Annotated in this window: 16 protein-coding genes and 1 pseudogene; 4 read left to right on the plus strand and 13 right to left on the minus strand. The window is 73.8% G+C overall.

What is annotated here, in order from left to right; genetic code table 11:
- Positions 1-87: 87 nt before the first annotated feature.
- A complete protein-coding gene (locus tag AAFN69_RS16375) occupies positions 88-966 on the minus strand; it encodes an AAC(3) family N-acetyltransferase (protein ID WP_347729229.1) in 879 nt (292 codons plus the stop codon).
- Positions 967-1606: 640 nt separating this feature from the next.
- Between AAFN69_RS16375 and AAFN69_RS16380 the strand changes: the two genes are divergently transcribed.
- Positions 1607-2539 (plus strand): DUF4231 domain-containing protein, encoded by a 933-nt coding sequence (locus tag AAFN69_RS16380; protein ID WP_347729230.1) that lies wholly within the window; start codon positions 1607-1609, stop codon positions 2537-2539.
- 54 nt (positions 2540-2593) lie between these two features.
- Here the strand turns inward: AAFN69_RS16380 and AAFN69_RS16385 are convergent, their stop codons facing one another.
- The 6 genes from AAFN69_RS16385 to AAFN69_RS16410 form a co-directional block, all read right to left on the minus strand.
- Positions 2594-3076 (minus strand): hypothetical protein, encoded by a 483-nt coding sequence (locus AAFN69_RS16385; protein ID WP_347729290.1) that lies wholly within the window; start codon positions 3074-3076, stop codon positions 2594-2596.
- 121 nt (positions 3077-3197) lie between these two features.
- A complete protein-coding gene (locus tag AAFN69_RS16390; protein WP_347729231.1) occupies positions 3198-4109 on the minus strand; it encodes a S1 family peptidase in 912 nt (303 codons plus the stop codon).
- A gap of 227 nt (positions 4110-4336) precedes the next feature.
- Positions 4337-5212, minus strand: coding sequence for a DUF1684 domain-containing protein (locus AAFN69_RS16395; protein ID WP_347729232.1), 876 nt, complete (start codon positions 5210-5212; stop codon positions 4337-4339).
- Positions 5213-5216: 4 nt separating this feature from the next.
- Positions 5217-6545, minus strand: coding sequence for an NtaA/DmoA family FMN-dependent monooxygenase (locus tag AAFN69_RS16400; protein WP_347729233.1), 1329 nt, complete (start codon positions 6543-6545; stop codon positions 5217-5219).
- A complete protein-coding gene (locus tag AAFN69_RS16405) occupies positions 6542-7618 on the minus strand; it encodes an LLM class flavin-dependent oxidoreductase (protein ID WP_347729234.1) in 1077 nt (358 codons plus the stop codon). Before AAFN69_RS16405 ends, AAFN69_RS16400 begins: the two co-directional genes overlap by 4 nt.
- Before the next feature lie 168 nt (positions 7619-7786).
- Positions 7787-9580 carry an FAD/NAD(P)-binding protein gene (locus AAFN69_RS16410; RefSeq protein ID WP_347729235.1) on the minus strand — a complete coding sequence of 598 codons (1794 nt, stop codon included), beginning with the start codon at positions 9578-9580 and terminating at the stop codon, positions 7787-7789.
- 571 nt (positions 9581-10151) lie between these two features.
- On the opposite strand from AAFN69_RS16410, the gene AAFN69_RS16415 reads away from it, so the two are divergent.
- Positions 10152-10676, plus strand: coding sequence for a GNAT family N-acetyltransferase (locus AAFN69_RS16415; RefSeq protein ID WP_347729236.1), 525 nt, complete (start codon positions 10152-10154; stop codon positions 10674-10676).
- A 253-nt stretch (positions 10677-10929) separates the two neighbouring features.
- On the opposite strand, the gene AAFN69_RS16420 is transcribed toward AAFN69_RS16415, so the two are convergent.
- Positions 10930-12156 (minus strand): DUF5685 family protein, encoded by a 1227-nt coding sequence (locus AAFN69_RS16420; protein WP_347729237.1) that lies wholly within the window; start codon positions 12154-12156, stop codon positions 10930-10932.
- A 432-nt stretch (positions 12157-12588) separates the two neighbouring features.
- On the opposite strand from AAFN69_RS16420, the gene AAFN69_RS16425 reads away from it, so the two are divergent.
- On the plus strand, positions 12589-13041 hold the full coding sequence (locus AAFN69_RS16425) for a cell division protein SepF (protein WP_347729238.1): 453 nt from the start codon (positions 12589-12591) through the stop codon (positions 13039-13041).
- A gap of 46 nt (positions 13042-13087) precedes the next feature.
- Here AAFN69_RS16425 and AAFN69_RS16430 read toward each other — a convergent pair whose 3' ends face one another.
- Together AAFN69_RS16430 and AAFN69_RS16435 are read right to left on the minus strand one after the other, a co-directional pair.
- The gene (locus AAFN69_RS16430; protein ID WP_347729239.1) at positions 13088-14278 is read right to left on the minus strand and encodes an acyl-CoA dehydrogenase family protein; all 1191 of its coding nucleotides are present in this window, start codon (positions 14276-14278) and stop codon (positions 13088-13090) included.
- Positions 14279-14368: 90 nt separating this feature from the next.
- On the minus strand, positions 14369-16057 hold the full coding sequence (locus AAFN69_RS16435; RefSeq protein ID WP_347729240.1) for an MFS transporter: 1689 nt from the start codon (positions 16055-16057) through the stop codon (positions 14369-14371).
- A gap of 491 nt (positions 16058-16548) precedes the next feature.
- Here AAFN69_RS16435 and AAFN69_RS16440 point away from each other — a divergent pair, with 491 nt between their 5' ends.
- Positions 16549-17535 (plus strand): phosphatase PAP2 family protein, encoded by a 987-nt coding sequence (locus AAFN69_RS16440; RefSeq protein ID WP_347729241.1) that lies wholly within the window; start codon positions 16549-16551, stop codon positions 17533-17535.
- A gap of 118 nt (positions 17536-17653) precedes the next feature.
- On the opposite strand, the gene AAFN69_RS16445 is transcribed toward AAFN69_RS16440, so the two are convergent.
- From AAFN69_RS16445 to AAFN69_RS16455, 3 genes and pseudogenes are all read right to left on the minus strand, one after another.
- Positions 17654-17869, minus strand: coding sequence for an I78 family peptidase inhibitor (locus AAFN69_RS16445; protein ID WP_347729242.1), 216 nt, complete (start codon positions 17867-17869; stop codon positions 17654-17656).
- Between the two features lie 520 nt (positions 17870-18389).
- Positions 18390-19340, minus strand: a pseudogene (locus tag AAFN69_RS16450) (YafY family protein); the annotation flags it as partial.
- 293 nt (positions 19341-19633) lie between these two features.
- Complete coding sequence (locus AAFN69_RS16455; RefSeq protein ID WP_347729243.1) at positions 19634-20920, minus strand: glycosyltransferase; 1287 nt, start codon at positions 20918-20920, stop codon at positions 19634-19636.
- Between the last annotated feature and the right edge of the window lie 8 nt (positions 20921-20928).

A 20928-nucleotide genomic window follows, 5' to 3' on the forward strand; every position in this document is an offset into this window, starting at 1 on the left:
GGGGCTCCGTCCCGGACCCCGCGCCTCAATCGCCGGCGGGGCTGACTCCGGCGCTCCGCCCGGGTGGGGGTTCCCCGGCGGGTCCGGTCAACGGCGCTTCTCGGCCATCCACTCCACCGCGTGGTCGACCGCGGCCCTGACCGAGAACAGCCTTGCGGGTCTTCCTCCGAGCTGTCCTTTCTGCTCCAGGCCCCAGGTGAAGGAGGCCCCGATCGCGCCGAAGTCGCTGTCGTCCAGCCGGACGTCCTCGTACTCCACCCAGCTCCGGCCGCCCCCCGGCCGCCGGACCACACAGCGGTAGGTCCGCAGCGGGCTTCCGGTCCGGTACTCGGCGAGATGGAAGGCGGTGCACACATCGAAGTCGACATTGATCATGAGGGCGTGGGCGTCGGCCCGGTGGAGCGCTCCGAGCGGGGAGTCGTCGCCGAGATGGCAGGCGAGGGGGTGCCGGGCCAGCAGCTCCCCGGCCCGGCGGCCGAGCGCGGTGAACGAGGTCTGCGGATGGGCGCTGCGGACCGCGCCGGGGGCCGTGCGGATGGACTCGGCCAGCCGTCCCATCCCCTGGCTGGGGGTGGCGTCCGGGTCGAAGGCGGGCATGGCGGCGCGGTGGGCCACCACCTCCCCGGGGGTCATGCCGGCGATCCGTGCCCGGTAGACGTGCGAGGTGTCGGAGTTCGCCTCGGTGAAGGCCGGGGCGACCAGGGTGCCGTCCGCGCCGAGGGCGGCCCGGAGCGCGCGGCGCAGCGGGCCGGAGCGGATGCCGGTGGCGCGGAGCGCCGAGTGGACGAGTACGGTCATGCCGCTCTCGACGCCGAGTTCGCGCAGGGCGCCGACGAGACGGTGATGGTGCTCGGGGTCGTACGCGGGTTCAGCCGAGGCGGCCCTGGTGTCTCCGGGGTGCGGGTCCGGCGGCCCGCCCGCCGGTTCCGGGGTGCGGGCCGGTCGCGGGGCGGCTGATGAGGACAACGGAGTCTCCCCCTCCCGCCGGGGCACCGCTCGGTGCCGCCGGACGTCATGCGCTCTGGTGTGTCACCGACTTCGGGGGGTGGTCGGTGGTGCCCTCGACGGGCCGCGCGCGCCGGTGTGGCGGCCGGCGTGTGAGTGCCGGTCCCCCCGTGATCCGGGGCGGAGCTCTCCCGGCGCTTTCTCACCATGCCCGGGAAAGGCCCGCTCACGCGTGGACGATCGGCCAAAGAAAACCGGCCGGGTGACAGTGGGTCGGGTGGTACCGGGGTGACGGGCGATTCCGTCCGCCACCGGACCGGGACGGTGGTGCGGCTCGTGAACGATCGCACGGAACGGGGGCCGGTACTCCCATGTTTTCAGCGCTTCGGCCAGGGCGGCCGGATATCACCGCTCTCGCGCGGCGGAGACGCGTCCTCACTGCGGGGACGCGCTCTCGCAACGGAATTGATCGAGAAATCGGGAGGCCGCGGACCGGGCCCGGGAGCACGGCCCCGGGAGGCCACCGCACCATTGCGGTGCCGACCGGCCGGGTTTTACGCTCTTGACCACGTGTTCCGGTGCGCTGTACGGGCGGGGAGAGCAGGGGACACCGGAGAGAAAAAGGCAGGAAATACTCGAACATTCACTGCCAGGGGGACGTATGACAGTTTATCCCGGGGCCGGGAACAGCGCGGTTTTCCGCAACACGGATCTTCCGGCCCTCTTCCATCACACCGACACCGTCGCCGTCGCCCGCCAGCGGGAGGCGATCGGATTCGCCAGGTCACAGCTGCTTCTGCTGGTGGTGGGCGCGGCGGCGGCGGTGCTGCCGTCCTCGCTCGCGATGGGCGGCGATCTCCGCCTCCCCGGCGCGCTCAGCGCATTGGCGTATGCCGGAGTACTCCTGCTGGGTTATCGCGCGTCCAGGCGGGGAGCGAAATCCCAGTGGCACCTGAACCGTTCGGCGGCCGAGTACATCAAGTCGATGTGCTGGCGCTACTCCGTGCACGGTGCCCCCTTCGACAATCCTCCGGCGGATCAGGACGGGCTGTACATCAAACGGATCGAGGACGGCCTGCGTGAGCTGGCGAAAGTCGGCTGGAAAGATCCGCGGACCACTATGCCGGAAATCGCCGAACAGGATCTGATCACTCCGGCGATGCGCCGGCTGCGCGCCCAGCCATTCGGTATTCGGCGCGAGACATATGTCCGCGACCGGCTGATCGAACAGCGCAACTGGTATCACCGCAGCGCGGAGAACTCCCGGCGGGCGACCCGGACATGGTCGTTCGGCATCGGGCTGCTGACCCTGCTGGCGCTCTTCCTCTCCCTGCTGCACACCTTCGCGCTGCTGGACTCCCCCGGTGTGCCGGGAGCGCTGTCGGCCGCCGCGCTGGGCTGTCTGGCCTGGAGCGAGATGCGGCGCCATCAGCCGCTGATCGCCGCCCACTCGCTGGTGGAGGAGGATCTGGCGGCGATGCACCGGGCGATGGAGAATTCGGTCACCGACGCGCAGTGGCCCTCGGCCGTGTACGAGACGGAGCGCATCGTGTCGCCCCAGCACACGGACTGGCTGGCCCGCCACCGCGGCTGACCCCCGCGCCGCCGGACCCCGGGGAGCGGGATCACCGCCTCCCGGGGCCGCGCGTCAGGGACGCACCAAGCCCTCGCGCCAGATGACCGTCACCGGTTTGCCCAGGTCACGCGCGTACTGCACGATCTCCGCCGTGCCGCCCCGGCCGCGGGCGGGGCAGCCGTCCCAGACCGCGAGCAGCCGGTCGCACCGGTCGGCGATATACGCCCCGGCCGCGTAGTACGCCTCGTCCGTGGAGTGCGGGAAGGCGAGCCGGACCTCCCGGGTCGCACGGTCCCGGAGCCGCTGGAATCCGGCCAGTTCGGCGGGGTCGGTGAAGCCGTTCGCGTAGTCGCCGCTGGGGATCACCACCGTCAGCTCGGCCCCGCAGGAGAGCGCGATGTCCGCGAAGATCTGGTCGGCGCCGACCGCGAGCGAGGAGTACGCCTCCAGCGCGCCGCCCCGTCCGCCGCGCAGCGCCGCGCGCATGCCGGCGCGGATGTGGCCGCGGGCCTCGGGCGGGATGAACCGGTGACCGGTGATTCCGATGCGCTTCACGTCCACACGCCCCGTCTCCCGTCCGCTCGCCCCTGCCGGTGCTGCGGACCATGCTCCCGGCCGGGCGCCGCGGCGTCGAGCCCCCGTCCCGCATGCGGACCGGGGCCCGGCGCCCGCCCGGTCAGTACACGCTCACGTCATAGGCCCGCAGCGCCTCGATGACCGGCTGGAAATAGGTCGTGCCGCCGGAGGCGCAGTCGCCGCTGCCGCCCGAGGTCAGTCCGATGGCCCGGTCGCCGGAGTGCAGCGGGCCGCCGCTGTCGCCGGGTTCGGCGCAGACATCGGCGCGGATGAGGCCGCGGACGATGTCGCCGCCGCCGTAGTTCACCGTGGCGCCGAGGCCGGTGATCCGGCCGCCCCGGCTGCCGGAGACGGCGCCGCGCCGGGTGACCGGCATGCCGACCGAGGGCCCGGCGGCGCGGGTGATGTCCACCCGGCCGACCTTCCCGGGGCGCGGCAGGGCGCGGTTGGCATAGCGGACCAGGCCGTAGTCATTGCCCGGGAAGCTGGAGCGGGCGGTGGGGCCGACCCGGGTGGTGCGGTCGGCGTCGGTGTACCAGGTGCGCCGGTGGCCGTCGGTGCAGTGTCCGGCGGTCAGGAAGTAGTGCGTACGTCCCCGTCGGACATTGAACCCGGCCGAGCAGCGGCGGCTGCCGGCGCGCACGGTGTCGCCGCCGGCCAGCAGCCGGGAGAGGACACCGGGGGTCCGCTCGAAGCGGAGCGCTCCGGCCCGGGGGCCGACGGCGCTGCGGATACGGTCCCTGGCGGCGGGGGTGACGGTGGAGTCGACGGTGACGGTGAGAGTGCCGGCCGCCGGGTCGGGGGTCCAAGCGGTGCCCGGGACATCGGCCCGGGCCACGGCCGCCGCGGCGGCGCCCAGCTCCCGGGGGGTGAGCTCGCCCGCGGCCCGCGCGCCGGCCGGCGGGACGACCAGGGCCGCCGCGGCGGCGATTCCGGTGGTGACGGCGAGGGTGCGGGAGCGTCCGGCGCCGCGGCGGGTGCGGGGGGTGCGGGGGGTGCGCGTGATCCTCACTGGTCGTTCCTCCCGAGGGGGATCGGGGGCCCGTCGTGGGGTGCGGGGCCCGTGAGGCGCGGCCGTGGAGCACCATCCGTGCTCGTCGGTGCCTCGCACTCCCCGGCCGGCGCTCCTCGGGAGTATTCGGACGGCCGCCGGTGGGCGCAAGGGCGCCCGCCGGGGTGTGCGCGCGCCCCCGGCGGGCGGCCCCGGCGGCCGTGACGGCCGCCGGGAGCGGTGCCGGGTCAGTGCGCGCGCAGGGCGCGCTCCCCGGCGGGAACGGCGGCGGAGAGGGTGTTCCCCGGCGGCGGGAAGGGGCAGATGAAGTGGTCCGCGAAGGCGCACGGCGGCAGCAGGGCGCGGTTGAAGTCGACGGTCACGGTGCCGTCCGGCGCCGGTGCGGCGGGCCGCAGGAAACGGAAGCGGTAGCTGCCGTCCCCGCTGGTGGCGTCGGCGAAGACGGCCCACAGCGAGCCGTCGTTCTCGACGGCGACCCGCAGGGTGTGCGCGCTGCCGCCGAGCTCGAAGGCGATCTCTCCGGCGAGACCGAGTCCGCGGTCCCGCCCGTCGGCGTTGGCCACCTGGACGGTGTGGTGGTTCCCGTAGGGGAGATAGCGGCCGGGGACGGCCCATTCGGGGGCGTACGGGGTGGTCTCGATCCCCTTGAACGCCTCGCGCGCCGGGGCGTGCGGATCGAAGTCGCGCACCGCCCAGAGTCCTTCGCGCCGCAGCACCACCAGGCGCCGGTCGCCGAGGGCGAGACGGGACTCCGGGATGGGGCCGTGGTCGGCGGTGAGCCGGGCGGAGCCGGTGAGGGGCTTGCCGTCGAGGGTGAGGCGGTCGGCCTCCCCGGCGGTGAGGACGATCTCGTCGCCGTCGGCGCTCCATTCGCCGGGGAGCGAGGGGAGGTGTCCGCCCGGGTGGTCGTCGAGCCAGTGGGTGCCGGTGAGGGAGAGCGGACCGTACGGCGCGGCGATGGCTTCCAGCCGCCACTCGTGCCACTTCAGCCAGTCGCGGGCCGCGCGTCCGTCCGTCTCTCCCCGTCCGCCCCGCGACGCGTTCCGGTCGTCCGGGGCGGTGTTCCGCTCGCCCCGGGCCGTGCTGTGTTCGTCCTTGCTCATGCCGTCAACCTTTCCACACCGGCTCGGCGAGCCCCAGGTGGGACCGGAGCGTCGTGCCGGTGTACCGGGTGCGGAAGGCTCCGCGCTCCTGGAGGAGCGGCACCACGTCGTCCACGAAGTCGTCCAGGCCGCCGGGGGTGAGCTGGGGCACGAGGATGAATCCGTCGGCGGCCCGCCCGGCGACATGGGTGATCATCGCCTCGGCGACGGTGCCCGGGGCGCCGATGAAGGACTGCCGTCCCGACGCCTCGATGACGGTCTGGCGGATGGAGAGCCCCTTCTCCTCCGACAGGGCCCGCCACTTGGCGACGATGGCGGCGATCTCGGCGGGGGTGCCCGCGCGGACCCGACCCCGGGAGAGCGCGGATTCGGGGTCGGTGTCGGGTTCCACGGCGGGAAGCGGGCCGTCGGGGTCGTATCCGGAGAGATCGCGGCCCCAGATCTGTTCCAGGGCGAGCAGGGCGTTCTGCGGGGAGATCTGCCGCCGGCGGAGGTCGGCGGCCTTCTCCTGCGCCTCGGCGTCGGTCGCGCCGAGGACCACGGTCACACCGGGCATGACCTTGAGCTCGCCGGGTGCCCGGCCGTGCGCGGCGAGCCGGCCCTTGACGTCGGCGTAGAAGGCGCGGCCCGCCTCCAGGGTGCCGTGCCGGGTGAAGACCACGTCCGCCGCGGCGGCGGCGAACTCCCGGCCCTCGGCGGAGTCGCCGGCCTGGATGACCACGGGGTGGCCCTGCGGGGAGCGCGGGAGGGTGAACTCCCCCTCGACGGTGAAGTGCGGACCGCGGTGGGAGAAGGCGCGGGGGCTGCCGTCGGCGCTCCAGGAGTCCCAGAGCCCGCGGGCGGTCCGGACGAACTCGGCGGCGCGGGTGTAGCGGTCGGCGCGGTCCAGATAGCCGCCGCGCCGGAAGTTCTCGCCGGTGAAGGCGTCGGACGAGGTGACCACGTTCCAGCCCGCCCGGCCGCCGCTGAGGTGGTCGAGGGAGGAGAGCCTGCGGGCCAGTTCGAAGGGTTCGTTGAAGGTGGCGTTGACGGTGGCGGCGAGGCCGAGCCGGTCGGTGAGGGCGGCGAGGGCGTTCAGCACGGTGATCGACTCGGGCCGGCCCATCACGTCGAGATCGTGGATCAGGCCCTTGTGCTCCCGCAGCCGCAGCCCCTCGGCGAGGAAGAAGAAGTCGAAGAGCCCGCGCTCGGCGGTGCGGGCGAGATGTTCGAAGGAGCCGAAGTCGATCTGGCTGCCGGAGCGGGGGTCGGTCCAGACGGTGGTGCTGTTGACGCCGGGGAAGTGGGCGGCCAGGTGGATGGGGCCGGCGGCGGTGTCGGGGGTGACGGTCATGAGGCGCCTCCGGCTCGGGCGTAGCGGTTGGCGGGGCGGGCGAGGCCGAGATGTTCGCGGAGGGTGCCGCCGGGGTGGAAGGTGCGGAAGAGGCTGCGGTGCTGGAGCAGGGCGACGGTGCCGTTGACGATGCGTTCCAGGTCGCGGTGGGGGGCGATGGGGGCGAGGTGGAAGCCGTCCACGGCACCCGCCGCGTGCCAGCGGGTGATCAGTTCGGCGAGGTCGACCGGGCCGCCGCTGTAGTAGGTGGAGTGCGCCGCGAGCGGCGGCCCGCTCTCCAGCCCCGGTTCCGGGCAGGTCTCGCTCTCGCCGAGGTCGACGGCGAGGGTGAGCAGCACCCGGATGGTGCCGGGGTCGCGGCCGTGCGCCCGGGCGTCGCGGTGCACCCCGTCGCGGAGGGCGGCGGCGCGCTCGGGTGAGCCGGCCCGGATGAGGACGACATCGGCGTACCGGGCGGCGGCCCGGCGGCCGGCCTCCCCGGTGGTGCTGATGTCGACCACGGTCACCGGACGGCCCTGGGGCGGCCGGGGCACGATCGACGGGCCGCGCACCCGGAATCCGGAGCCCTGGAAGTCGACATAGTGGAGTTTCTCCCTGTCGATGAAGCGTCCTGTCGCCGTGTCGCGGATCTCGGCGCCGTCCTCCCAGCTGTCCCAGAGGCGGGCGACGACATCGGCGACCTCGCCGGCCTCCTTCCAGAGCGCGTCGGTGGGGGCGGCGGGACGGCGCCCGAAGAGCCGGGCCTCCGCCTCGGTGGCCGAGACGGCGACGGACCAGCCGGCCCGGCCGCGGCTGACCCAGTCCAGGGTGGCGACGGCGGTGGAGACGTGGAAGGGCTCGGTGTGGGTGGTGGTCACGGCCGGCACCAGGCCGATCCGCCGGGTGGCGGGGGCGACCCGGGCGAGTACGGCCAGGGCGTCCGGCCCGGGGCGGGCGAAGGAGTCCCCGAGGGTGACGAAGTCGAGTGCGCCGTATTCGGCGAGTGTCGCGAGATCGACATAGTGATCGGCGTCGTACCGCGCCGGGCCGTCGAGCGCGACGGCCAGATGCAGCAGTGGACGGGTGGCAGACATGGCGGGCCTCTCCGGATTGGTCGGTTCCTTGAAGGACTGCGGCGGGGGTGCGGTGGGGCCGGCTCCGGGGGAGGGAGCCGGGGTCCGTACGGGAGTGGTCTCCCGGACCGGAAGGGTCCGGGCTCCCGGGCGGGACCCGGGGGTACTCGGGCGGGGGGGCGGGGTCCCTCAGGGCGCGGGAGGGCGCGGGACGAGCTCCCGCAGCAGCGCGAGGGCCGCCCGCGCGGTGGCGTCGTTCTGGCGGAAGGCGGGACCGCCGGTGCGGGGGCGGGTGAAGGCACCGCTCGACCGGGCGTCGGTGTGCGGGCCGAGGGCGAAGCGGCGCGGGTGGGCCCGCCCCGCGCGGTCCAGGATCCGGCCGTCGGCGGGGTCCACGGCCAGCAGTCCGGTGGGGGTGGCGGCGGCGCCCTCGCGGTGGAGGAGGCGCAGCAGCGGGCTGTCGGCGCGCTCCACGGTGGGTTCGGGGAGCCGGGCCTCGACGAGTGCCCGGGCGGTGATGTGCCGGCCGGGGACGCTCTCGCCGCCCGCCCGGAAGAGGCCGAGTTCCTCGTCGGCGGTGACGGTCATCCCCGCGCCGAGGAAGCGGACGATGCCGGCCCGGGAGAGGGCGAGCAGCCGGCGCACCCTCGGCGCGGGCGGTCCGGAGGCCAGGAAGCTGAAGTATCCGTGCCACCAGTCGCCGATGTCGCCGAGGCGGACCAGCTGGCCGTAGACGGAGAGCAGCCCCAGGAAGACGGCGAGGTCGGCGCTGTGCGCGGGGTCGTGACGGCGGGCCAGATCGGCTTCGATCCGGTCGCGTAACTCCACTTGGAGGGCGTCCCACGACGGGAAGCGGAGTCCGTGCAGCGGCCGGTCCAGGGCCACCGGGTCGAATCGGTCGGCGGGGTCGGGCACGGCGGAGTCGGCCAGCGCCCGGAGCTCGGGGCCGCCGGGTTCGGCGGCGGCGTACTTCTCCGCGAAGTCGGCCCACGCGGTGGCGGTCCGTTCGGGGTGGGCGGTGAAGAGCCGGTGGTAGTGGACATGGCCGAGTTCCCGCTCGATCAGCGGCCAGATGTCGCGGCGGAAGTCGAGCGGTCCGCGCCGGAGCAGGGCTTCGGTCTCGGCCGGCCCGAAGAAGTGCGGCAGCGGTGGCCGTTCGCCGTCGTGCGGATAGCCGATCTTGGTGTGGTACGGCACCCCGCGCCGGGAGCCGACATGGAGCACGGGCTCCCGGCCGGAGGGGTGGTAGACGCCGGCCGCGTCGTCGAACCGTCCGCCGCGGCCCTCGGTGAGCAGCACCATCAGATCGATGAAGGCCAGTCCCATCCCCCGGACGATGACGGGTTCGCCGGCGGGCAGGACGTCGAGGCCGGTGTCGGCGGTGAAGTCGGGCGGCAGATGCGACAGCCCGTGGCGGCGGGCGAAGGCGGCCAGTTCCCGCTGCTCGGGATCGAGCTCGGCGGGCAGATGACCGAGGGTCAGCACGGCGAGATCGGCGGTCAGGGAGCGCTCCTCGCCCGCCAGGTGGATCCGCTGGCGGCCGTCGCGCGGTCCGGTGATGCGCACGGCGGTGGCCCGGTGCTCGTGGACGGTGACGGAGGCGGGCAGCGCGGCCCTGGCCCGCTCGTACACCCAGCGCAGATAGGCGCCCTGGCGGGTGCGGTCGGCGAAGGTGCGGCCGTCGATTCCGGCCCACTCGGCGAGCGTGGGTCCGGACCGCACCGGCCCCTCCAGGGGGACGGTCTCGTCGGTGAACATGGTGACGTCCTCGGCCATGGAGTTCATCCAGAGCAGCGGGGACTGGTCGGGGCGCCAGATGCGTCCGGGGCCGGCCGGATGGGGGTCCACGAGATGGATGTCGAGCGGGCGGTCGCCGTACAGCTCCGGAAGGTTGGCGGCGAGCCGTTCGAGGACACCGGTGCCGCGCGGCCCGGCGCCGATGACGGCGAGCGCGGGCGGGCCGGCGGGGGGCGCGGTGGTCATGAGAGGGCTCCGTGGCTGCGATGGCCGAAAACGGGATCGCCCTCACCGGTGGCCGGCGGCCGGCGGGAGACTCCCGCCGGGCCGTGCGCACCCCGGAACACCCGGAACCCGGCGGAGCCGGGGGCCGGAACGACGCGCCGGGATCGCGCCCCTCAGCACGATCGGCGCTTCGAGGCTAGGCCGTCGGCACCGTCCGCTGTCAAGGCTGTCCACACTGTGAACGCCGCGTCTCAGCGCGGTTGACGCCACACCGGATGCCTGTTCCACTGGGGCCATGTCCCCACAGCAGCCGCTGGTCAGGCGCTCCCACATCGACTTCGGTCGCGTGTGGTCGTCCTCCTGTTGAGCCCACCGACGCTGCTCCCGAGGCGCTGATTTCCCGCGCCGTCACCGCTTCCGGTCCGCCCTCGTCCCCCGGGACGGGCACGCCGCCGTCCCCGGCGGCGTCCGGCCTTCACCGGCCCCGGCTCCACCCCGCACCGCGACGCGCACACCCCTCCCCTCACCCGTCGTGCAATCCGTCCGTCCGCCCGGCCGTTCGCCGGCGGACGCGTCCCGCCGAAGGATGTCCATGGCCTTCAGCTCCCGCTGCGATGCCGCCCGCCCCGCGGCACCCGCCGCCCTGTCCGCGGTCTCCGTGGTGCACACCACGCTCGACGACCCGCTGGCCCGCCCGCTGCTGGCGGAGCTGACACACGAGTTCGCCAGCCGGTACGGGGACATCTCCGATCTGGCCAACCATCCGGCCGCCGAATTCACCCCGCCCGCCGGGGCGTTCGTCCTGCTCCTGGAGCGGGGCGCGGCGGTGGCCGGGGGCGCCTACCGGCGGGCCGGACCGGAGACCGCCGAGCTGAAGCGGATCTGGACGCACTCCGCGCACCGCCGCCGGGGGCTGGCCCGCCGGGTGCTGCTGATCCTCGAACAGGAAGCGGCGCGGCACGGCTACACCCGGATCGCGCTGACCACCGGACCCCGGCAGCCCGAGGCCAGAGGGCTCTATCTGGCCACGGGCTACCGCGCGCTCTTCGACCGGGCGGCGGATCCGGAGTCGATCGGGCTGCTGCCCTTCGAGAAGGACCTGCCGGCCCCGGGCTGAGCGGCCGGCGCGGGAGCGGGGCCCGGCCCCGTCGTCCCCGGGGCCGGGTCGTTTCTCACGGACCGGGCCGGATCAGCGAGTGGGACACCTCCCGCGGGGCGGGTCCGGTGCGCGCGGTCGCGGGGCGGGGCGCCGGCGACCGACGACAACGCGGCGTGGCCGCCCGGGCCGCCCCGGGGGTACCCCCGGCGGTGGCCGGCGGAGGCACGACAGGCGGACGGGACCGTGACGACACGGCCCGGGGGCCCGGGGTTCAGTCGCAGGGGCAGCAGCAGCCGTCGCCGCAGCCGCAGTCCGGGCAGTCGCAGTCGCGGCAGCAGCCCTCGCGCCGCTTCCGGGACCAGGGCCCCTCGTACTCCTTGGCGCAGCAGATCCGGCAGGTGCAGAAGAGCAGGGTGAACATGGCGCACCCGGCGAGGAATCCGCGCGGCTCGGGCCGGTGCGGCCCGCCCGGGGAGGGCGGCGGTCCGCCGGGCCCGCCGCCGGACCCGCCGGGCCGGCCGCCGCGGGAGCCGTCGCCGTACGGATTCCCGCCGTCCGCGTGACCGCCGAAGGGATTTCCCCCGCCCGGACGCGCGCCGGACGCCGAGGCGCGGCCCTCGTGCGCGTCACCGTGACCGCAGGAGGTGGTGCCGAAGACCCGGTCCACCGCGGTCGCCGTCTCATGGGCGAGCAGTACATGCACCAGCCGGCCCTCGGTGAAGCGGGCGTCGCGCAGCGCCAGCCGGATTCCGTGCACCGCGTCGTCGGCGAGCCGGCGCGCCTCGGCCCGTGAGGTGCCGGTGGCGGTGAGCGGGTTCCACGCGCCGGCCGCGGCGTCGGCCCGCTGGTCCTCCACCGCGTCCAGCAGATGGGCGAGCCGTCCGAAGAGCCGTCCGGCCTCCGCGAGCGGTGCGGCGTTCTCCGGCCGTCCGGCGAGTACGGCGGTGTGCGCGAAGGCGGCGGCGGTGGCGGTCTCGGTGGGTTCGGTCACGGCCGTCAGCGGGGTGCCGGGCCCGGCCAGGGCCTCGACACCGCCCTGCCGGCCGACGGCCTCCAGGAGTACCGCCGTGTCGAAGCCGAGCTCGGCGCCGGTGCGCGCGCCGGCCCGGTCCCAGCCGGCGGCGACCCGGCGGGCGGCGGCGGCGACCGGTCTGCGGGCCAGTATCCCGTCCCGGTCGCCGACATGGTCGCGCATCTTGGCCGACGCCAGGACGAGCGACACGGCCGCGGCGAGCCTGGCCCCCTCGCCCCTGGCGATGGGCGCGGTGCGCATGGCACGGAGCGGACAGGGGCCCGCGGTGCGGCGGGCGGCGGCGGTGCGCTCGGACTGAGCCTCCGTCAGGACCGAGATGATCAGGCCGTCGTAGTTGGTGGCCACCCGGGCGAACTGGCCGTGATCGGCCCGCAGCGCCAGACAGAGGCCGCAGAGATGGGCCATCCACTCGGTCCTCAGCCCCTCGGTGAGGCGGTGGCCGCAGGGCCTGACTATTCCGAACACTGGTGATCCCCCCGTAATGCCGTGCCGTTCAACTGGTGCGGGTGTGGCGCGTGGTGCCGGTCCCTCAGGCTGGGACGCCCGCCGGGCGCGCGCGGTTCACCCGGGATCGTGCCGGCGGCGCACCCGTGTCGGCGACACGCCGGACGAACGGCTGGGCGGCGGCACGGTGCGGCGGGCATCGTACCGAGCGCCCCCTGTTCACCCGTACGTCCCCCACATCACCCATGTGGCCCGACTTTCATATTTTGTGTTGGATCACACCCCGTACACCGGAAGAAAGCTGATGAACCACCACATCATCTGCACCAGTCCCGTCACGAAACCTCTGTGCGACGGCTATCCACTTGGCGCGCCATCCGCATGATGGACGACCATAGGGACAGGAAAGACGAAAGACCGCTAGTGAGCGGACCGCAGTGGAAGGAGGCGTCGATGGGATCTGTGCGCAAGGCGAGCGCTTGGCTGGGACTCGTCGAGGACAACGACGAGCGCTACTCCGACGAGTACGCCGATTACGCCGAGTACTCCGAGGGTGCCGAGACGACGGGTGACGCCTGGGTCACCGATGCCCGGGTGCGGGTGGCCTCCGACTCCGCCCAGGAAGTGGGCCGCAGGATCGCGACCGTGGCGCCCACCTGCTTCCGGGACGCCCGGCACATCGGCGAGCTGTTCCGGGAGGGTGTGCCGGTCATCGTCAACCTGACGTCCCTGGAGTCGGGTGACGCCAAGCGCGTCGTCGACTTCGCGGCCGGGCTGACGTTCGGACTGCGCGGCTCCATCGAGCGGGTGGCCACCCGGGTCTTCCTGCTGAGCCCGGCGCACACCCAGGTCGTCACCGGAGAGGCCCGGGGTCACTCCCAGGACGGCTTCTACAACCAGAGCTGAGCAGGGCGCTCGCCGGCCGCACCGGCCGGGCCGGGGTGCTCCCCGGTCACCGGAAGGCGTCGAGGCCGGTGAGCGCCTTGCCCAGGACGAGCTGGTGCATCTCGACGGTCCCCTCGTAGGTGAGCACCGACTCCAGATTGGTCGCATGCCGCATCACGGGGTACTCCAGTGAGATCCCGTTGGCGCCGAGAACGGTGCGTGCGGTGCGGCAGATCTCGATGGCCTCCCGCACATTGTTCAGCTTGCCGAGACTGACCTGTTCGGGCCGGAGTGTGCCCGCCGCCATGCGCAGCCCCAGATGGTGGGCGAGCAGGATGCCCTTGTGCAGCTCCACCGCCATGTCGGCGAGTTTGGCCTGGGTGAGCTGGAAGCCGCCGATGGGCCTGCCGAACTGCACCCGGGTGCGCGCGTACTCCAGCGCGGACTCGAAACTCGCCCGCGCGGCCCCCATCGCGCCCCAGACGATCCCGTACCGGGCGTGGGTCAGACAGCTCAGCGGACCGCGCAGCCCGGTGGCGCCGGGGAGTACGGCATCGGCCGGGATCCGGACCCCGTCCAGGACGAGTTCGCTGGTGACGCTGGCCCGCAGGGACCACTTGTGCTTGATCTCGGGAGCGGAGAAGCCGGGGAGCCCGGTGGGCACCAGGAATCCCCGGATGCCGTCGGAGGTCCGCGCCCAGACGACGGCGACGCCCGCGACGGAGCCGTTGGTGATCCACATCTTGCGGCCCGTCAGCACCCAGTCGGTGCCGTCGCGCCGGGCGTGGGTGCGCATGCCGGCCGGGTCGGAGCCGTGGTCGGGCTCGGTGAGGGCGAAGCAGCCGATGGTCTCGCCCGACGCCATGGCGGGCAGCCAGCGCAGCTTCTGCTCCTCGGAGCCGAAGCGGTGGATCGCGTACATCGCCAGCGAGCCCTGGACCGAGACGAGCGAGCGGACACCGGAGTCGGCGGCCTCCAGCTCCAGGCAGGTGAGGCCGTACTGGATCGGCGTGGCGCCCGCGCAGCCGTAACCCTCCAGCTGCATGCCGAGGGCCCCGAGCGAGCCGAGCTCCCGGGCCAGCTCCCGGATGCCGGGGAGTTCGCCGCGTTCGTACCACTCGGCGACATGGGGCAGCACCCGCTCCGCGGCCCAGGCCCGGACGGTGTCGCGGATCGCCAGATCCTCCGGGGACAGCAGATCGTCGATGCCGAGCGGGTCGCGGGGGTCGAAGCGGACGGGGCTCCGGGGTGCGGACATGTCATGGCCTCCGGCGGCACGGGCGGGCGGGCACCGCGATCACCGCGGGGCGGTGACCGGCACTGATCGTCACCGGGTCGACGGTACGGATCAGTGTGCCGTGCGTCCAGACCCGCTCGCCTCGGCGGGTGTCCGGCTCGCCGGCAGCACCGGAGTCCGGCCGGCGGCGCCGTCCGCGGGGGACGCGCTCTCGCCCTTCCGGGGCGGCGGGCACTTCCCGGGGAGCGGCTCCGGCCGCTCGGCGCCGTACTCGGTCAGCCGGGGCAGCCGCAGCGCGGCGAGCGCGCCGAGCAGCAGCAGTACGGCGCTGACCAGCAGGGTGACATGGAGTCCGTGGACGAAGGAGGTGCGCGCGGCGGCGCGCAGCAGCTCGCCGGCGGTGCCGCCGAGCCCGTCCGAGATCTGATACGCCTCGCCCAGGGAGTGGGAGGCCGATTCCCGGGCGGCGCGCGGCACCCCGTCGAGCGAGGTGAGGCCGGGGGCGTACGCGGCGTTCATCACGCTGCCGAGGAGGGCGATCCCCATCCCGGCGCCGAGCTGGTACGAGGTCTCGCCGATCGCCGCCGCCCCGCCCGCGTGCTCCGCCGGCGCCTCACTGAGCATCGACTCATAGGCGGCGAAGAGCGTGGTCTGGAGCCCGAAGCCGAGCAGGACGAAGCCGGCGGTGAGCAGCAGCGGACGGTCGTGCTGGCCCATCAGGGTCAGCAGCAGCACGGCCCCGGCGGTGAGCACGAAGCCCCAGCCGACCATCCGGCGCGGTCCGAGCCGCCGCAGGGTGTACGAGCCGGAGGCGCCGGCGGCCATCGCGGCGAAGGTGAGCGGCAGCAGCCGCAGTCCGGTCTCCATCGGGCCGAGGCCGAGGATGAGCTGGAGGTACTGGACGGCGATGAGCTCCAGGCCGACCAGGGCCAGCATGGCGAGCACGATGCAGCCGACCGAGGTGGAGAAGGTCGCGTTGGCGAACATCCGCACATCGATCAGCGGCTGGGGACGGCGGCGCTGGCGCCGTACGAAGAGGATCAGCAGGGCCGTCCCGGCCAGCAGCGGACCCGTCGTCAGGAGGTCGGAGAGCTCGTGGCCGACGCCGAGCCGCTTCACCCCGAGGACGACACCGAGGACACCGGCGGCGGCCATCAGCGCGCCCGCCACGTCCCAGGGGCCGTCGAAACCGCCCCGGGACTCGGGCAGCAGCCAGCGGCCGAGCGGCAGGATGACCGCCATCAGGGGGATGTTGATCAGGAAGACGGAACCCCACCAGAAGTGCTCGATGAGGAATCCGCCGAGGACCGGGCCGGTCGCGGCGCCGATGGCGGCGACGGCGGTCCAGATGCCGATGGCGGTGGCCCGCTCGCGCCGGTCGGGGAAGACCGCGCGGAGTATGGAGAGCGTGGCGGGCATGATCATCGCGCCGCCGACGCCGAGCAGGGCGCGGGCCGCGATCAGCACACCGGGGGTGTCGGCGAAGGCGGCCACCGCCGACGCGGCGCCGAAGATGCCGTAGCCGATGAGAAGGACCCGGCGGCGGCCGACCCGGTCGCCGAGGGTGCCGAAGAGGATCAGCAGGGCGGCGCAGATCAGCGGATAGGAGTCGACGATCCAGAGGAGTTCGACACCGGTGGGGCGCAGGTCCTCGGTGACGGCGGGGACCGCGACATGAAGGACGGTCGAGTCGACCGCGACCAGCAGGAGACTGACGCAGAGGACGAGAAGGACGACCCAGCGGTTGCCACCGCCGCCTGCCGCGCGCAGTCGTGCCGCGGCCGTGGTCGTCCCTGACATGCACCTACCTCCAGTGGTTCACTCGCTCTCGGCGGTCTTGCCCGAGACGGGAACGGGGGCGGGGAACGGGGACGGTTCCCCTCGGCGGTCCGGAATCGGCGGGCGAGCGAGCGCTCAGCGTACGCGAGTTCTCACGGCGCGCGCGTGGTCCAGCTCTCACCGTGCCGCCGGGGGGTGTGTGGTGTGCGCCACGCCGCCGGTCCGGCTCGAACGATCATGGAAGTGCGCTCGGCCGGCGGTGGGGGCCCGGTGGAGGAGCGGTGACCGCCCGCGGAGATGAGAAATAATTCATACAACGGCACGGAGGGCGATAATTTCCCCTCCGGAAAGGGCAGTCGGCCGGAGCTCCGGGCAATTGGTCGGGTGAGCTCCCGGATTTCCGAGTTGGCCCTGATTAAACCCGTCGACTGAGACATACTCCACATCACATCGTCATCACAAAGACGCTGGATCGGCCTAGCCGCACACTCACGCGCTGTAACGTCGATTGGGTGCGTACCGACATCTTCGCCCGCTTGGACCGAGAGCCGGAACCGCCGAAGATAGAGATCCCGCGGATGAGCCGCACACGACTCGCCCTCTTCGGCGGGACGTCTGCGTTCTATCTCGCCATCGTCGTCGCCGTGCTGGCGTCGACCTGGCTGGTGATCCTCGACTGGAAGGTCATGCTCTTCCGGCCCTATCAGCAGTGGCCCGAGCTGCATGGCTTCCTCGACTACTTCGTGGTCCTCGGTCAGCGCGGCCCGACGGCCGTCATGGTCGCGGCCTGGCTGGGCTGGCGCTCCTGGCGCCAGCACACGCTGCGGCCGCTGCTGGTGCTCGGCGTGTCGCTGTTGCTGCTCAACACGACCGTCGGCGCGGTCAAGATCGGCCTCGGCCGGCTCGGTCCCCATTACGGGACCCGGATCGGCTCACCCGACCTCTTCGCCGGCGGCGATATATTTCCCTCCGGGCACACCGCGAACGCGGTGGTGACCTGGGGCATCCTGGCCTATCTGGCGACCACCCCGAAGACCCGGCGCTATCTGTCGGCGCTCTCGGCGACGGTCTCCCTGGGCGTCGGCCTCACCACCGTGTACATCGGTACGCACTGGCTGAGCGATGTCCTGCTGGGCTGGGCGGCGGGGCTGCTGATCCTGCTGGCGCTGCCGTGGTGCGAGCCGCCGATCCGGCGGACCGAGGCGTGGATCCTCGGCCGGCGCGACCGGTGGCGGGAGCGCCGGCGGGCACGCGGCAGGCCGGCCCGCTCGCTGCCGGTGGCCTCCGGCGGCCACGGCCCGGCACCGGTGCCGGAGCCCTCGCCGGCGGAGCCGTCCAGGGAACACGCCGGGGCGGTGGGCACCCTGCCCGTGCCGTCCGCCAGGGCCACCGTGCACATCAGCAGACCGAGAACCCACCCGGCGCGCTCCGACCGCGCGCCGGTGACCAGCCAGTCGGGCGGCACCCGCCCGCCGTCACGGCCGATGTCGGGCAACTGAGCCCGGCCCGCCGGCACCGTACGAGGGCCCTGTCCCGCCCCGGATCTCCGGGCGGGACAGGGCCCTCGGCGTGTCCGGGGTGCACGGGGACGGGGGCGGGCCGGCGGCTGTCCCGCGCTCAGCCCGCCCAGCAGCGGACCACCACGCCGTCCCGTACCTCCAGATTCAGCCTGCCCGCCAGATACTCCATGGTGACGATCGCGCCCGGCGGCAGCGCGCGGACGGTGCTCCAGCCGCGCTGCCGGGCGCGGCGCTCGGCGTTCGCCGCGAGCAGGCCGACATAGGACGAGGGGGTGTCACCGGGCTGGGCGGAGGCGTTCGGTGTGGGTGCCATGCCCTCCACCGTAGGCGGCAGCGGACGGTGACGGAAGGGAAGGCCATATCGGTCCTTCCCCGGCCCCGGGTACCCCACTCGTCACACTTCTGTCACAGGGGTACGACACACGTTCAGCTCAAACCGCATCACTCGAACGTGCACTCCGGCAGGTGTCGCACACAAATTCCCATTCCTTCGGCGAGACGGCTGAATTCCATCGCCGAATAAGCCGGAAAAACGGGTTTCGATGAATTGACAAACCGTGAGGAATTCGCCGGTTCCCGGCCGGATCGCTCGCATGGAGCGGACTGGGCGCCGGGAGATGACGATCCGGTGACGAACCGCCGGGGAGCCGTCCGGGCCGGGCGGACCGGGGTGTTGGGGGTGTGACGGGGGTGCGTACCGGTGCGAAAGGTTCGTACCAATCGCCGTACCCGGCGCGCGGGAGCTACCCGGCCGGGGGCGGCGGGCTCTGGGCTCCCGGCGAAGCCGGCGAGCCGGGTGTTCCGGCCGGGGATTCCGGGCCGGGCCCGGAATCCAGGGCACGGGAGAGCCGGTCCCGTACCGCCCTGATGTGATCCACCAGCTCCGGCGGCTCGATCACCTCGAAATCGACGCCCATGAGCATCACATGGATCACCATGACGTCGAGGCTCGCCGCGCCCGCCCGCAGCAGACAGCTCCGTTCGCCGATCGGCTCGATGATTCCGTCCGAGGGCCCGATGACCGCCGCCGCGTCGGCCGCCGGCATCTGGAGCCGGAAGACGGCCTGGGTGGCGTACGCCCGGGTGGAGACACCCCGGGAGACATAGGCGGCCAGATCGTCCGCGGGCGGGGTGCGGGGGACGAAGCGGGGTCCGTGCGGCGGCTTCGGGGTGATCCGGTCGGCCCGGAAGGTGCGCCAGCCGGACCGGTCGACATCCCAGGCGACCAGATACCAGCGGTGCTCGGTGCAGACGAGCCGGTGGGGCTCGGTGACGCGCCGGGTGGTGGCGCCCCCGTGGTCGCGGTACTCGAAACGCAGCAGCTCGCTGTCCCGGCAGGCGTTGGCCAGCTCGGTGAGGACGGAGGCGTCCACCTGGGAGCGGGGCGTGCGCAGCATCGGCACGGTGAAGGCGTTCAGCGCGCTCACCCGCCGCCGCAGCCGGTGCGGGAGCACCTGTTCCAGCTTGGCCAGGGCGCGTACGGAGGTCTCCCCGATGCCCTCGATCCCCTGCCCGGCCGCGGTGCGCAGCCCGACCGCGACGGCCACCGCCTCCTCGTCGTCGAGCAGCAGCGGCGGCAGCTCGGCACCCGCGCCGAGCTGATAGCCGCCGCCGGTCCCCGGGCTGGCGTTCACCGGATACCCCAGCTCCCGCAGCCGGTCCACATCCCGGCGCACGGTGCGCGCGGTGACCCCGAGCCGGTCGGCGAGATCGGCACCGGACCACTCGCGGTGGGCCTGGAGGAGTGAGAGCAGACGCAGCAGTCGTGCGGAGGTCTCCAACATGGCGTCAGTCTGTCAGGACTTGCGGACAGATACGGTCCGCGATGGTGCCCTCCGGGGGCGGGACGGGACGGCACCCCGGACCCTGACGGCGGCGGGACGGGACGGCGCGCCGGACCTGGACGACGGCGCTCCGCGCGGGCGCTCGAAGGGCGGGAGCCCGTGATCACCGCCGCCCTGCTCCCCCGGGCCGCCGGGAGGTCCGGGTGGCGTGGCGCCCGCCTTCACCGCCCGGGTGATCCGCCGCGGAACGTGCCGGGGGTACGGGCACCGCACGGGCGGGGCCCGGCCGGCCGTCAGCCGGTGCCGCGGAGGCGGCGGGCCGCGGCGGCGGCCGTGCGGCGGGTGGTGAAGACGGCGCTGGTGACCGGGCCCCGGATCCGGTGGAGTGCGGTGCGGACCGCGGCATGCGAGCCGCCGGCCGCGCGGGCGGCGGTCAGTTCGGCGAAGAGGGCCTCATGGCGGGCGGCGATCCGCGCCGGGTCGAAGCGCTCGGCGGCGTCGCGGGCGGCGGCGCCGGCCCGGCGGCGGCCGTCCTCGTCGTCGATCAGGCTCAGCAGCGCGGCCGAGAACGCGGCGGTGTCGCCGACCGGGACCAGCCGTCCGTCCACTCCGTCGGAGATGATCTCGCGCGGTCCGTGCGGGCAGTCCGTGGCGACGACGGGGAGGCCGCACCGCATCGCCTCCACGATCGTCATGCCGAAGGACTCGCGCTCCGAGGTGACCGCCGCGATGGATCCCTTGACCCACTCGCGTTCCAGCGGATCCGCGTTGCCGAGGAGCGCGGCCCGGCCCTCCAGTCCGCGGGCTCTGATCAGCTCGGTCAGCGCGGTCTTCTCATTGCCGGTCGCGTCGCCGCTGCCGTAGATCCGCAGCTGCCAGCCCGGCCGCGCGGCGGCGACCTCGGCGAACGCCTCGACAAGGACGTCGTACCGCTTGACCCGGGTGAGGCGGCCCGCCGCGATGACGCACCGGCCGCTGCCGTCGGCCGGGGCCACCGAGGGCGCGGGCACGCTGTTGGGGATGGCCTCGATCCGCAGCCCGGGGAGCCGGAGCCCGGTCCGGTAGGCGCGGGCGTCCGCCTCGGTCACCGTGGTCAGGGCGTCCAGCAGGGGGTAGTGGCGGCCGATCTCGTGGTGCATCCGCCGGCTGTGGCTCTCCAGGGTCAGATGTTCCTGGGCCACCCGGACCGGTCCCCGGCGGGTCTGGCGGGCGAGGTGGACATTGAGTCCGGGCCGGGTGCCGATCACCACATCGGCCCGGACGGTGCGCAGATGGTCGCCGATCCGGGTGTCGGTGAGCCTGCTGTACTGCCGGTGGCGGCCGTCCCCGCGCGGGAAGACCCGTGCGGGGAGCCGGTGGTCGGGGTGGTCGCCGTCGTACTCCGGGCTGCCCTTCCGCAGATCGACGAGGTGGCTCATGGTGACGCCGGCGGGCGCGCCCATCAGCGGCTCGTCGCGGTGCCGGAAGACGGAGACGATCTCGACCTCGTGGCGCTCGGCCAGGGCGCGGGTCAGATTGAACGTGGCGCGGATCGTTCCGCCGATTCCGTAGGCGTTGTGCAGCAGGAAGGAAAGCTTCATGCCTGCTG

Source organism: Streptomyces sp. CAU 1734 (assembly GCF_039888735.1).
GTDB lineage: Bacteria > Actinomycetota > Actinomycetes > Streptomycetales > Streptomycetaceae > Streptomyces.

Bases quoted from the DNA above. Each gene is read 5' to 3' on its own strand.
- AAFN69_RS16380 (WP_347729230.1), top strand. From the start codon at position 1,607: ATGACAGTTTATCCCGGGGCCGGGAACAGCGCGGTTTTCCGCAACACG.
- AAFN69_RS16395 (WP_347729232.1), bottom strand. From the start codon at position 5,212: ATGAGCAAGGACGAACACAGCACGGCCCGGGGCGAGCGGAACACCGCC.
- AAFN69_RS16400 (WP_347729233.1), bottom strand. From the start codon at position 6,545: ATGACCGTCACCCCCGACACCGCCGCCGGCCCCATCCACCTGGCCGCC.
- AAFN69_RS16405 (WP_347729234.1), bottom strand. From the start codon at position 7,618: ATGTCTGCCACCCGTCCACTGCTGCATCTGGCCGTCGCGCTCGACGGC.
- AAFN69_RS16410 (WP_347729235.1), bottom strand. From the start codon at position 9,580: ATGACCACCGCGCCCCCCGCCGGCCCGCCCGCGCTCGCCGTCATCGGC.
- AAFN69_RS16415 (WP_347729236.1), top strand. From the start codon at position 10,152: ATGGCCTTCAGCTCCCGCTGCGATGCCGCCCGCCCCGCGGCACCCGCC.
- AAFN69_RS16425 (WP_347729238.1), top strand. From the start codon at position 12,589: ATGGGATCTGTGCGCAAGGCGAGCGCTTGGCTGGGACTCGTCGAGGAC.
- AAFN69_RS16430 (WP_347729239.1), bottom strand. From the start codon at position 14,278: ATGTCCGCACCCCGGAGCCCCGTCCGCTTCGACCCCCGCGACCCGCTC.
- AAFN69_RS16435 (WP_347729240.1), bottom strand. From the start codon at position 16,057: ATGTCAGGGACGACCACGGCCGCGGCACGACTGCGCGCGGCAGGCGGC.
- AAFN69_RS16445 (WP_347729242.1), bottom strand. From the start codon at position 17,869: ATGGCACCCACACCGAACGCCTCCGCCCAGCCCGGTGACACCCCCTCG.
- AAFN69_RS16455 (WP_347729243.1), bottom strand. From the start codon at position 20,920: ATGAAGCTTTCCTTCCTGCTGCACAACGCCTACGGAATCGGCGGAACG.